The organism is Neisseria mucosa (assembly GCF_003044445.1).
GTDB classification, from domain to species: domain Bacteria; phylum Pseudomonadota; class Gammaproteobacteria; order Burkholderiales; family Neisseriaceae; genus Neisseria; species Neisseria mucosa_A.
In genome coordinates, this window is record NZ_POWX01000015.1 from 1 (window position 1) to 12,960 (window position 12,960).

Genomic DNA, 12,960 nt, shown 5'->3' on the forward strand with positions numbered 1-12,960 from the left:
TCCGGGGAGGATTAAGGGGATATTTGGGTAAAATCAGGAGGTATTGGGGGGGAAAAATAGCCGAAAACCTGTGTTTGGGTTCCGGCTGTCAGCGAAAAGGTGAAGAGAGGTATTTTGCAAAGGTCTCTTGATGCATAGGTACACCTTCGGGAATTGTTCTTTGACTACGACGAGACAACATGGTACCGGTTTGAAGTTGCTCTGCTACGCGATATTCGGGCAGCTCTTCCGTGGGTAAAGCCCACGCTACGAATGAAGGAAATCATTCGGTTCTAAATGGATGAAAATACCCGCTTGCCGCTATTACGATGTTCCTTTTTTCATTTCCCGCATAGTCAATATCCTTTAAAACAAAACGTCGTCTGAAAGCTTTTCAGACGACGTTTTGTTTGTATTGCCTTACCACATTTTCGACAGTGTGTTTTCCACCTCAGCCTTGACTTGTGCGCCAAAGCGGCGACTTAAGAATTTACTGAAATCGTCTTCGGGCGTGTAGCTGACCAGTTCGGGGGCTTTGACGACATCGCGGGCGATGCTGTACACGCTGCCGAAGTCGTCAATAAGTCCGACTTTTTTGGCTTCAAGGCCGGTATAGACGCGGCCGCTGAATACGTCGGGGTATTCTTTGTCTTTCAATTTTTCACCGCGTCCGAGTTTGACGGCCTTGATGAATTCTTGATGGGTGTCTGACAGCATACTTTCCCAGATTTTCGCCTGCTCAGGCGTTTCAGGGGTAAACGGATCACCCATGCCTTTGTTGCTGCCTGCGGTTTTCAGACGACGTTTGATACCCAGCTTGTCCATCAGGCCGGTTACATCGAAACCGCCGCCGATCACGCCGATACTGCCGACGATGCTGGAGGGGTCGGCGTAGATTTTGTCCGCGGCGGCAGCGATGTAGTAGCAGCCGGAGGCGCACATATCTTCGGCGACGACATAGACGGGGATGTCTTTATGTTCGCCTTTCAGACGACGTATCTCGTTAAAAGCAGTATTGGAGATAACGGGCGAACCGCCGGGGCTGTTGGCGCGGATGACGATGCCTTTTGCATTCGGATTGTTGTAGGCCGCCTCCATGCTGTCGCGCAGCATTTTGACCTGATCGTCCATGCCGCCGCCTATTTCGCCTTCCAATGTGATGACTGCCGTATGCTCTTTACCTGTGGCCAGCCCTTGTCCGGCCGTGCCGTCGTCCGAACCGAACCATAATGCGGCAATCAGCAGGACGCCGATAATCCGCCAGAAGTTGCGCCAAAAACGGGCGCGCCGCTGCTCTTTATAGGCGGCAAGCAGTACGTCGCGCAACACGTCCCGTTCCCAGCGGCCTTCCGGGCCGTCCGGACGTTTATCGGGGTATCCGTTGGTTTCTTGCATAATTTTCCTTTGTTTCTAAATAAATCCTAAATCAGGTTCGGGGCATTTTATAACGAAACTTCCGGCTGAAAAACCTTCCGTTTACTCGAATGCCTCAAAATACGCCAGCAGGGTTTGCGGCAGCCATTGCAGGTTCAGACGACCTTTGTCGCGGCTGACGAACGCAGCGTGTCCGCCGTATTGGGGTTGCAGCAGTGTAACGGCGGATGAAACCTCTTCTACCGTCGGCAAGGCTTTCGGCGGCAGAAACGGGTCGTTGACGGCGTTGAGCAGCAAAAGCGGCGTACGCACGGTTTTCAGCCAAGGCTTGCACGAAGCGCGGCGGTAATAATCATGCCGGTCGGCGAAACCGTGCAGCGGCGCGGTAAACCTGTCGTCAAAATCCCCCAGCGTTTTGCATTCTTTCAATGAGGTCGTCTGAAAACCTGTTGCGGCGGCTTTGGGCAATAAAGATTTTAAAAAATAGCGGGTATAGAGCAGTTTTGACATTCCCTTATCAAAGCGAGTGCCTGCCGCTGCCGCATCCACCGGCGCAGAGACGGCGGCAGCGGCGTAAGGGACAGCAGCTATGCCCAGACTGCCGTATTCGCCCAAATATTTTGCCAGCGCATTGCCGCCCAAAGACACGCCCGCCACATAAATCCTGCGGTAGCGTTCCGAAAGCATTTCCAGCATAAAGCCGATTTCCCGCGTATCGCCCAAATGATAAAACACAGGCGCGGTATTCTCTACGCCGCCGCAACTGCGGAAATGCACCACCACGCCGTTCCAGCCTTTTTCAATGACCGCTCGCATCAACTCAACGGCGTAATGGCTGCGGCTGCTGCCCTCCAATCCGTGAAACAAAACTACTAAAGGCGCATCGGGATCGGCGGCATCGGCAAAATCACAGGCAACCAAAGTGCGTCCCGTACTGTCCGGCAGCAGCTCGCGGCGGTAGGCAGGTGCGGGGCGTTGAATGAATTTGGCAAATATCGTGTCCGCATGACCGTTGCGCAGCCATAGAGGCGTATTCGGGCATAAGGTTTCCATTATTCGAAATCCTTTTTGAAAACAACATAATAAACCAATAACGCCGTCAGCATCCCATTCGTCCATCCCGCCCAAATATCCGTCGGATAATGTACGCCCAAATAAACCCGTGAAAATCCCGTCAACAAGGCAAACAAGATGCCGACGACAAAAGCGGTATGGCGGTATGCAGTCCGATAACACAATAGAATCAGCATCACTGCGATTGCGGCGGAAAACGTACTATGCCCGCTTGGAAACGAAAAATTGGCCTCTTCGACGGCACGAGGCCAAAGCAACGGGCGCGGACGCTGTATCCATGCTTTTATCCAAAGCATATTCAAAGTCGGCAACAATGCCGCCAAAGGAACGAATACCGCTGCCCTCAGTTTGCCAAACCGCCACAGGCATACCGCCGCCAAACAGACCAGCGGTACGGCGACGGCGGTTTTACCCAAATAATGAAGCAATAGCGCAATTGGAAAAAACCATTGTCCCGTCTGTTCGTGAATGACAAACATCAACGGACGTTCGAATGCAAAACTCTCGCCATTTGCCAGATGGACGGCAATATAAACAGAAAGAGGCAAAAATACCACAATGGCAGTTTGTACAAAACGGCGGAAAAAAAGAAAAAAATCAGGCATAAATCAGTGAAAAAAATCAGGTTTGAATCAAATATCCGACAAACAAGCCGCGTTCGCAATCAAGAAGGATGAACTGATAGTCTTTGGCATTAATTTTTGATAATTACTGCTTTTTTCTCTCTGGAAAATCAGGTAAACCGAATAAGGATACCGCGAGAGGGTGTTATTCTGACCGTACAAACCAAACGGCATCCGTATCGTTTCCCGTCAGGGCAGGCGGATGGTTCCGATAATAATTTCATTCAACATTCGGAGGTTATTATGTCTGTGTCAGTATTATTTTTAGAGGCGATTGTGGCTGTCGGCCTGGCATCCGTCGCCGCCATCGGCATACTGTGGGCAGGCGGAGCGGATTGGTAATCCGTCCGTATGCCGTTCCGTAAAAGGTCGTCTGAAAAACATTTTGTTTTTCAGACGACCTTTTTAATCGGCAACCATCATTCATATTTTATTGGATGCGACGGTAACGACGAAAACGGTTTTTTCTTTCCCTCGCTATATTATTAGGGTCGGCTTGATTTCGGATGGATGCCGCTTGCTGCAAAACAAAACGTCGTCTGAAAAACTTTCAGACGACGTCTGCATCCGCCTTAGCGTATGTCGATGTGCGCACCTTCGTGCAGTTCGCGCAGCAGGTTGATTTCCGCCTGTTCGGCTTTTTGGCGCGACAGATATTGACGTATGGTGTTGTGTTGACGCTCTTCGGGCGTGCCGGCGTCACGGACATCGTTCAGCTTAATGATGTGCCAGCCGAATTGTGTGCGTACGGGTGGGCTGACTTGGCCGGGTTTGAGTTTGTGGACGGCTTCTTCAAACGGCGCAACCATCATGCCGTCGGCGAACCAACCCAAATCACCGCCGCTGTTCGCGCTGCCGTCTTGCGAATATTGGCGCGCCAAACCGGCGAAGTCCGCACCGCTGCGGGCTTGTGCGTAGATTTTGCGGATGGTGCTTTCCGCGCCGGCCGCAGCGTTTTCGTTGTCGGCCTTAATCAGAATGTGTTGCGCATTGTATTGGCGCAGCGGCTCGCCTTCGGGCAGGGCGATGCCTTGCTGTTTCGCCTGTTCGATAGCGCGTGCAACTTCGGCATCGCTGACGCGGCTGTGCTGCATGACTGCCTGTTGACGCACTTTTTCCGCGATGATGCTGTCTGCGATTTCACGGCGGATAGAGGCAGACGGGGTTTTCAGTGAAGGATTGGCGGCAATGACCGCTTCGATTTCTGCGTTATCTGCTTGAATATTCTTTCGTTTGCCCGCTTGGACAATCAGGGATTGGTTGATGAGTTGCGCCAGAACTTGTTCGCGCAATTCGTTATCGCCGATTTGTGTGCCTTTAGGGATGGTTCGGCGCGCGCGTTCGACTGCCTGCGCCAGTTGGCGGCGAGTAATCACTTCGTTGTCGGCGATGGCGGCAATGCCGTCGCTCAGACGTACGCCGTCAGAACGGGTTTCGGTATCAGTCGTCTGAACAGCGACGGGTTTGACGGATTTTTTTACTGTTTTGGCCTTAGGGGCTGCGTGTGCGTTCAATGCCAGACCGAGTGCGGCGGCAAGAATCAGGGGTTTGACGTTCATGGGGTAACTACCTCGTTGGTTTTGCTGTAGCCGGGAATGGCCAAGCGCAGTTTTTCAAATGGGTTGTTGTCGAGATTGCTCAGGTCTTTGAGTTGGAGATTGAAGAATACGGCGTTTTTGCGGCTGTTTTCGCCGGTCACGTAGCGTTGTCCGACGAGGCTTGCGCTCCAGCAGCCGCAATCGCTTTTGTATTCCGCGCCAACCAAGATTTCAAGCGGTTTCTTGGCTTGGATTTCGTAGTTGTAACGTGCGACGGCGTAAAGGTTTTTACGGATGGGCCATTGCGCCGCCAAATCGATTTGGCGGATTTTATCGTAGAAATAGTTGCCGTCCGATTGCAGGTAAATGCGTTCGTCGCGGCCGTATTTGTAACGCGCGCTCAATACTTTGCCCGGCTCGGGATTGTAGCGGACGGTCGCGGCATAGCTTTCGGCACGGCTTTCGTTTTGGTTGTAGTGGATATCGAAGCCGGCATGGATGCTGTCGCTCAGTTTGCCGTGCGCGAAGCCGACCCAGTCGGATTGGCTGCGTTCATAACGGCCGACACTGCCGTCCAGCAATACGTTGTCGTTTTTGAAATAAAACTTCTGTCCGATGCCGGCACGGAACAGCTCGGCACCGTTGTTCGGATTGAGGAATCGGGTTTGCGCGGCGGCGGTCAGGCTGTTGGCGGAGTTGATGCGGTCGTTGCCGACGTACAGGTTTTCACGGAAAAGCTGATTGTAAGAGAAGCTGTTTTCCGAGGTGTCGAAATTGGGTAAGTCGTTTTGGGACTTGGTCGGGATGTAGTTGTAGAACAGGCGCGGTTCGAGGGTTTGCAGATAGGCTTTGCCGAACACATTGGCGTTGCGCTCGAAGGTCATGCCGGTATCGACGTTGAATATCGGCAATACGCGGCTGACGCGGCGGCTGGATTGGTTGCCGAACGAGCCTAAGTCGTAATAAGTCGCGTGTACGCCGATTTTCGGACGGATATAGCCCCATTGGTTGTTGAAATCCCAACGCACGCTGGGATACAGCACGGTACGGCTGCCGTCTTGTTTGCTGTCGTGGACGAAACGGGTGAACTGGCTGAATACGTTGATATTCGCCTTGCCTATGGTTTTCTGCCAACGTCCGGTCAGGCGCGGCATGATGGCGTAGGGTTCGTCTTTGTAACCGTTTTGGTTGGCAAGGGTTTGGTATTTCTGTACGTTCAACGCGCCGTCAAAAGAGCCGCCCCAGATATTGTCGCCGTAGTTCAGCCACAATTGGCGGTTGAGGTTGACGTTGCTGGCAATGTCCTCGCGTCCGTAGAAATCGCGGTAGTAATTGTCGTCTGAAACCTGATTGAAGTTGATGCCGCCGCTGAGTTTGTCGGTCAGTTGGTGGTTGTGGTCAAACTTGATTTGATAGCGGTTGTTTTCGTGGCGTTTTTTATCGTGCGGCATCCAGTCGCCGTCAATGACGCCGTTAAATTTCGGCTCGAGATAGCGGACCTGTCCGCCGAGCTGCACGCCGCGCGAGCTGATGATGCCGGGGCGGAAGGTGGCGTCCAAGTTGGGGGCGAGGTTGAAATAATAGGGAAGGGCGAGTTCCAAACCGTCCGAACCGGTTGACAAGGTCGGCACCAACAGACCGCTCTTGCGATGGCCGTTGAGCGGGAAATCCGCCCAAGGCGTATAAAGTACGGGAACACCGCCGAACACCAGCGATGCGTCTTTTGCCACGCCTATGCCCGTTTCCTGATCGGTTTCGATGCTTTTCGCTTTGATGAACCAACTCGCATCGCCGGGCGAGCAGGTATTGAATTTGGTATTGATGAGCTTGTACAGCCCTTTGCCTTTCATTTCCGCCTTTTCACTGACGCTTTGGAGGCGGCGGCCGTCTTTTTCGGCATCGACGCGGACGTATTCGCTCGAGCCGGTATTGTCTTTCAGGTTGTACACCAAAGTATCGCCGCTGACGGTCGAACCGTCTTGATACAGCGTAAAGCGGTCGCCCGCCCTGACGGTATCGCTGGTTTGGTCGTAATCCGCCCAATCGGCGTTCAACACTTCCTGATTGCGCTCGATGATGACATCGCCTTCGGCGCGGACGGCGACTTTAGACTGTCCGGCAACCTTGTCCGCAATCACGCGGGTGTAGTCCTGCGGCAGGGGGTCTTCGCCGCTGCGTTTGATTTCAGGCTGCTGGTTTGCTTCCGAAGCCTGATGCTGGCAAAACAGGCAGGTATCGCCCAAGGACAATTTGTCCTGATCGGCAGGACGACGGTTTTCCCCGCTCTGAACCGCAGGCGGGGTGGCCCTTACCGGCTCGTAATCGGCAGGTTGCGGCAAAGATGCATTTTGCGCATATGCCCCTCCCGCGCCGAAGCCGACGCTTAACGCCAAAACCAATGGTTTGAGTGAAAATAAACGAGCCAAAATCGCCCCTTAAATCGGTTTGCCAGTTAGAATAGCGGTTATTTTAACCTGAAAATCCGCGACACCGCTATGCAACGACAAACCGAATTACAAAATTGGCTTCACGCCGTCTATCCCGAACAAAACTTCGAATTGAGCTTCGCCGCCGCCGATGCCGACTTCCGACGCTACTTCCGCGCTGCTTTTGCCGACGGCAAGACCGTCATCTGCATGGATGCGCCGCCCGATAAAATGAGCATCGCTCCTTACCTAAAAGTGCAAAAACTTTTCAATATGCTTAACGTTCCCCAAGTATTGCATGTGGACGAAGCGCAGGGATTTATGGTGCTCAACGACTTGGGCAGCACCACTTTCCTGACCGCCATGCAGCAAGAACAAGGCGCGGAGGTACACAAAGTCCTGCTGCTTGAAGCCATAGACGAACTGGTCGAGCTGCAAAAAGCCAGCCGCGCGGGCGAATTGCCCGAGTACGACCGCGACATCATGCTGCGCGAAATCAACCTGTTCCCCGAATGGTTCGTCGCCAAAGAACTCGGACGCGAACTCAACTTCAAACAACGCCAGCTTTGGCAGCAAACCATAGACACCCTGCTGCCGCCGCTGCTTGCACAGCCGCAGGTGTACGTCCACCGCGACTTCATCGTCCGCAACCTCATGCTCACCACCGGCCGACCCGGCGTACTCGACTTCCAAGACGCACTCTACGGCCCGATTTCCTACGACTTGGTTTCCCTCCTGCGCGATGCCTTCATCGAATGGGAAGAAGAATTCGTCTTAGACTTGGTCATCCGTTACTGGGAAAAAGCCCGCGCCGCCGGATTGCCCGTACCCGCCGCGTTTGACGAGTTTTACCGTTGGTTCGAATGGATGGGCGTACAACGCCATCTGAAAGTCGCCGGCATCTTCGCCCGCCTGTACTACCGCGACAGCAAAGACAAATACCGCCCCGAAATCCCGCGCTTCCTCAACTACCTGCGCCGCACCTCCCGCCGCTACACCGAGCTTGCTCCGTTGTATGCGCTGTTGGTTGAACTGGTCGGCGACGATGAATTGGAAACCGGGTTTACGTTTTAAAAGACAGATGGCTTTGTGCCACTCTTGATAAGAAAAGAGGTCGTCTGAAAATCCTGAAATGGGGTTTCAGACGACCTTTTATATCCTTATATATTATGTAAATTTAGGTTTATCCGCTGTGTCAATTTAAGCTTGACTCGACAGCAATCAAAACATCGATACCGTCATTCCCGCGTAGGCGGGAATCCAGGTTTTCGATTTTCAGAAATACTTAGAGATTACTGCAATTCCAAACTTCTGGATTCCCGCCTACGCGGGAATGACGGCTGAGCCTTTTTGTTCAGGTTTGCCATGTATAGCTGACTTTATTGGTTTTATGCTGCACTGCCAACGATGGGCATTTCTATTCTATTCACACATAAAAACAGCGTATCTCAAGGATACGCTGTTTCATCATTACTTTCCCATCATTGATGATGGATGCCCAATACTTTGGCGTTGTGGCTGATGATTTCGTCCGCCAAAGTCGGATTGTCGTTGAGCTTGATACCGAAGCCGGGGACAAGCTCTTTCAGACGACCTTCCCATGAGGGGATGCGGCTTGGGAAACATTGGTGGATGAGCTTGATCATCAAAGGCACGGCGGTTGATGCGCCGGGGGATGCGCCCAAGAGTGCGGCGAGCGAGCCGTCGGCGTGGGCGACGATTTCGGTACCGAATTGGAGGACGCCGCCTTTTTCAGGGTCTTTTTTGATGATTTGCACACGTTGCCCTGCGGTGATGAGTTCCCAGTCGTCAGGGTTTGCTTCGGGGTAGTATTCCAGCAGGGAGGCGAAGCGTTCTTCTTTGGTTTTGCGCAATTCGCCCAGTAGGTATTTGGTCAGGGGCATATTCGCCCAACCGGCACGCAACATGGGGTAGAGGTTGTCCAAGTGGATGGACAGGGGCAAATCCATGAGCGAGCCTTGTTTGAGGAAGTTGGAGCGGAAGCCTGCGTAAGGGCCGAACATCAGGTGGCGTTTGCCGTCGACGTTGCGGGTGTCGAGGTGTGGAACAGACATCGGAGGCGCGCCGACGGAGGCTTGTCCGTACACTTTGGCGTTGTGCTGCGCGGCGGTTTCGGGGTTGCTGTTGCGGAAGAACAGACCGGAAACGGGGAAGCCGCCGTAGCCTTTGCCTTCGGGAATGCCTGATTTTTGCAACAGGGTCAGTGCGCCGCCGCCTGCACCGAGGAAGAGGAAACGGGTGCGCAGGGTGAGTTGTCCGTCGGGATTGCGGGTGTCGCTGGTTTTGAGTACCCATGCGCGGTCGGATTCGCGTTTGACATCTTCGACGTGGCGGTTGAACTCGATTTTGACGCCTTTTTCGCGCAGGTATTGCACCATTTGGCGGGTCAGGCTGCCGAAATCGACGTCTGTGCCTTCGGCGGAGTAGTTGGCGGCGACGGGTTGGCCTTCTTTACGGCCGTTGATGACCAGCGGCGCCCATTCGGCGATTTTGGCGCGGTCGGTGGAGAATTCCATCCGTTCGAAGAGTTTTTGGGATTTGAATGCGTCGTAACGTTTTTGCAGGTAGTTGCAATGGTCGGTGTTCATGACCAGCGACATATGCGGAACGGTATTGATAAAGGAGTTGTCGGCGATTTTGCCTTCTTCGACAAGCGATGCCCAGAACTGGCGGCTGATGTGGAATTGTTCGGCAATATTGAGGGCGCGGGTCGGGTCGATGGTGCCGTCTGCGCCGAGCGGGGCGTAATTGAGTTCGCACAATGCGGAATGCCCTGTGCCGGCGTTGTTCCAAGCGTTTGACGATTCCAACGCTACGTCTTCCAAGCGTTCGATAAGGGTGATTTCCCAAGACGGTTCGAGTTCTTTGAGCAAAACGCCCAAAGTCGCGCTCATAATGCCTCCACCCACCAAGACAACATCTGTTGCTTCAGCCATGGTTGTACTCCTATAAACAGGCATATCCTGCCTTTATGATTATCCGTTGTATTACGAACGCCTGTTTCGACGGTAAAACCTGCTATGGTGTGTGTCCATGGGCGCGGTGTTTTGGTGTGGAAAATTGCGCGCGGGTTTTACGTTTTGGACCGATGTTCAGGCGTTCATAATATGTTATTGAGAATTTAGTGGATTTTGCTGAGAATTGCAAAGATTTTCTGTTTGGATTTACATAAACGCGATTTGAAAAGGTCGTCTGAAACATTCAGACGACCTTTATTTATCAGGGAATTGGCGGCATTGCACCTTATTTCATTAATTTTTTAAAGACTTCGGATTGTCAGCAAGATGGGCGTGTTTTGATGAAAAAATGAAGAAGAAAACGTTTTTTCAGGACGCGTCATAAGTTGCCGCTTTTTCGAGCAGTTTTGCCCTTGCCTGCGGCCATTCCTCACGCAACAGGCTGTATTCCACCGTATCGCGCACGCTGCCGTCTTTCCGCAGCTTGTGGCAGCGCAAGATGCCGTCTTGGTGTGCGCCCAAGCGTTCGATGGCGCGTTGGGAGGCGGTGTTGAGGTTGTCGGTCTGCCAGCAGGCGCAGCGGCAGTTCAAAGTGTCGAAAACGTAGTCGAGCAACATGATTTTACAGGTGGTATTGATGCGCGTGCGCTGTGCCGATAGGGCATACCAGGTGAAACCGATGTAGAGGCGTGGGATGGCGGGGTCGATGTGGTAAAGCGAAGTTGAGCCGACGATTTTGCCCGTGTCTTCGTCGATGACGGCGAAGGCGAGACGGGTTTGCATAGCAGTGCGGATATAGTCCGCCACTTGGTGGGGTTCGGGTGCGGTGGTTACGTTCAGCTTCCAAACTTCGCCGTCGCAAACTGCTTCGCGCAAACCGTCTTCATGTGCCGTTGTTAAAGGTTCGAGACGGACGCGGTCGAAGGACAAAACGGGAACAGATGAAAAATCAGCCATGAGGGTTCCTTTGTATTTGATGGTTTGAGTTTTCAGACGACCTTTTATAGTGTCTTAACGGGCGACATCTTTGAGGTCGTCTGAAAGCTATTGATTAATGATGTTTGAACACCAGCACGCCCGACTCCGATACAAACCCGTCCAGCGGCAGGTCGTGCGGTTCGCGCGGCAGCGTGTCAACCAGTTGGCAATCGAAGCCTACGCCTATGGTTTTTGCCTGTAAACGGTATTTCATTGCCGAGAGCGTCGCGTCGTAATAGCCGCCTGCCTGCCCCAAGCGGTAGCCCTTGCGGTCCATACCGACAATCGGGACGAACAATATCGATAAACCGTGTACGCGGATTTTGCGCCCTGCAAACTGCGGTACATTCAATTTCGCCCTGCCGCACTTGCGTTCTTGTTTTACTCCGTCGGTAGGATAGGGCGTGAACCACATCCGCCGCGAACGAGGTTCGATATAAGGCAGATACAGTTTGGCCCCGCGTTTTTGCGCCGCACGGACGAAACCGTCCAGCCGCAGCTCGTTGCCCATCGGCCAATACACGCCGATCTTACGCCCCTTCTTGATATAACGCTTGAGCAGACGGTTAATCGTTTGCCCCGCCGCCAGCCGCCCTTGATGCCCCATCTGCGTGCGGGCGCGGCGCAACTCTCGGCGCAGGGCGTGTTTTTCCTCATTCCTCATTTCAGACGACCTTTTGAGTGTTGTTGTAGAATACGGCGATTATAAACACTCTGTTCGCCTCAAAACAGGATTCCGCCATGTGGCATATCGTCCTTATCGGCTACCTCTTCGTCGCCGTCATGTATTCCGCCGCCCAACCCAGCATCGCGCGCGCTTTGATTTATTTGGTTTTTTGGGCGGTTCTGCCCGTCGCGTTTACCGTTTTCGTCGTCACTATCCGCCGCCGCAACCGTCTGATGAAGCAGCAGGAAAAGGAAGCATTCGAACAAAGCCGCCGCGCAGCCGGACAAGAAGGCGGCAAACACGACGGCAGTGTATAAAATCCCTTTTCAGACGACCCCTTATCCGCTATAATCCATCAGTTTTCCATTTCGGAAACACACTATTTTTTAAAACTTATGCCCACTTTCGCCGAAGGGTGCTTGACAATAGGCGCAGCCTATCAAGTTCTATGCGATTGAATGTGTGCTCTTAACCCTTTCAAGGAAATAAAATGTCTCAAATTACTATGCGTCAGATGATTGAAGCCGGCGTTCACTTCGGCCACCAAACCCGTTTCTGGAACCCGAAAATGGCACAATACATTTTCGGTGCGCGCAATAAAATCCACATCGTAAACCTGGAAAAAACCCTGCCGATGTTCCAAGAAGCGCAAGAAGCCGTACGCCGTCTGGTTGCCAACAAAGGCACCGTGCTGTTCGTCGGCACCAAACGTCAAGCGCGTGAAATCATCCGCGAAGAAGCTACCCGCGCCGGTATGCCTTTCGTCGATTACCGTTGGTTGGGCGGCATGCTGACCAACTACAAAACCGTTAAGCAATCCATCAAACGCCTGGAAGAAAAAACCGCTGCTCTGGAAAACGCTGCCGAAGGCGGTTTCAACAAAAAAGAAATTCTGGAAATGCAACGCGACGTTGAAAAACTGGAACGTTCTTTGGGCGGTATCAAAAACATGAAAGGCCTGCCTGACGCGATTTTCGTTATCGACACCGGCTACCAAAAAGGTACTTTGGTCGAAGCTGAAAAACTGGGCATCCCCGTTATCGCCGTAGTCGATACCAACAACAGCCCTGACGGCGTGAAATACGTTATCCCCGGTAACGACGACTCCGCCAAAGCCATCCGCCTGTACTGCCGCGGCATCGCCGACGCAGTTTTGGAAGGCAAAAACCAAGCGCTGCAAGAAACCGTAGCCGCTGCCCAAGAAGCTGCTGCCGAGTAATCCGGCAAACCGAAGAGGGGCGTTATGCCCCTTTTCTCAAATCCCGTTCTGAAACCTTTTCAGACGACCCCATTCCCAAACACGGATACCCCGTGTTTCCCAAA

At 53.0% G+C, this 12,960-nt stretch carries 11 protein-coding genes; 3 read left to right on the forward strand and 8 right to left on the reverse strand.

Going from position 1 to position 12,960, the window contains the following annotated elements; genetic code table 11:
* Positions 1-399 precede the first annotated feature (399 nt).
* From DBY90_RS08900 to DBY90_RS08925, 5 genes are all read right to left on the reverse strand, one after another.
* Entirely contained in the window at positions 400-1,374 is a 975-nt protein-coding gene (locus DBY90_RS08900; protein WP_107987034.1) for a S49 family peptidase, read from the reverse strand.
* A gap of 81 nt (positions 1,375-1,455) precedes the next feature.
* The gene (locus DBY90_RS08905) at positions 1,456-2,406 is read right to left on the reverse strand and encodes a YheT family hydrolase (RefSeq protein ID WP_107145803.1); all 951 of its coding nucleotides are present in this window, start codon (positions 2,404-2,406) and stop codon (positions 1,456-1,458) included.
* A complete protein-coding gene (locus tag DBY90_RS08910) occupies positions 2,406-2,906 on the reverse strand; it encodes a phosphatase PAP2 family protein (protein WP_234405125.1) in 501 nt (166 codons plus the stop codon). Before DBY90_RS08910 ends, DBY90_RS08905 begins: the two co-directional genes overlap by 1 nt.
* 716 nt (positions 2,907-3,622) lie before the next feature.
* Positions 3,623-4,609 carry a peptidylprolyl isomerase gene (locus DBY90_RS08920; RefSeq protein ID WP_107987038.1) on the reverse strand — a complete coding sequence of 329 codons (987 nt, stop codon included), beginning with the start codon at positions 4,607-4,609 and terminating at the stop codon, positions 3,623-3,625.
* A complete protein-coding gene (locus DBY90_RS08925) occupies positions 4,606-7,014 on the reverse strand; it encodes an LPS-assembly protein LptD (RefSeq protein ID WP_199904708.1) in 2,409 nt (802 codons plus the stop codon). Before DBY90_RS08925 ends, DBY90_RS08920 begins: the two co-directional genes overlap by 4 nt.
* A gap of 69 nt (positions 7,015-7,083) precedes the next feature.
* Here DBY90_RS08925 and amgK point away from each other — a divergent pair, with 69 nt between their 5' ends.
* Positions 7,084-8,088 (forward strand): N-acetylmuramate/N-acetylglucosamine kinase AmgK, encoded by a 1,005-nt coding sequence (amgK, locus tag DBY90_RS08930; protein WP_107987042.1) that lies wholly within the window; start codon positions 7,084-7,086, stop codon positions 8,086-8,088.
* A gap of 407 nt (positions 8,089-8,495) precedes the next feature.
* On the opposite strand, the gene DBY90_RS08940 is transcribed toward amgK, so the two are convergent.
* The 3 genes from DBY90_RS08940 to DBY90_RS08955 all read right to left on the reverse strand — a co-directional run bounded on the left by DBY90_RS08940 (position 8,496) and on the right by DBY90_RS08955 (position 11,634).
* A complete protein-coding gene (locus DBY90_RS08940; protein ID WP_070492921.1) occupies positions 8,496-9,971 on the reverse strand; it encodes a malate:quinone oxidoreductase in 1,476 nt (491 codons plus the stop codon).
* Positions 9,972-10,361: 390 nt separating this feature from the next.
* The gene (locus tag DBY90_RS08950) at positions 10,362-10,949 is read right to left on the reverse strand and encodes a GNAT family N-acetyltransferase (protein ID WP_070492919.1); all 588 of its coding nucleotides are present in this window, start codon (positions 10,947-10,949) and stop codon (positions 10,362-10,364) included.
* 94 nt (positions 10,950-11,043) lie between these two features.
* A complete protein-coding gene (locus DBY90_RS08955) occupies positions 11,044-11,634 on the reverse strand; it encodes a 5-formyltetrahydrofolate cyclo-ligase (protein ID WP_107987044.1) in 591 nt (196 codons plus the stop codon).
* A 77-nt stretch (positions 11,635-11,711) separates the two neighbouring features.
* On the opposite strand from DBY90_RS08955, the gene DBY90_RS08960 reads away from it, so the two are divergent.
* Both DBY90_RS08960 and rpsB read left to right on the forward strand, forming a co-directional pair.
* Entirely contained in the window at positions 11,712-11,954 is a 243-nt protein-coding gene (locus tag DBY90_RS08960) for a hypothetical protein (protein ID WP_107987046.1), read from the forward strand.
* 173 nt (positions 11,955-12,127) lie between these two features.
* A complete protein-coding gene (gene rpsB, locus DBY90_RS08965) occupies positions 12,128-12,856 on the forward strand; it encodes a 30S ribosomal protein S2 (RefSeq protein ID WP_002243114.1) in 729 nt (242 codons plus the stop codon).
* Positions 12,857-12,960: the final 104 nt, after the last annotated feature.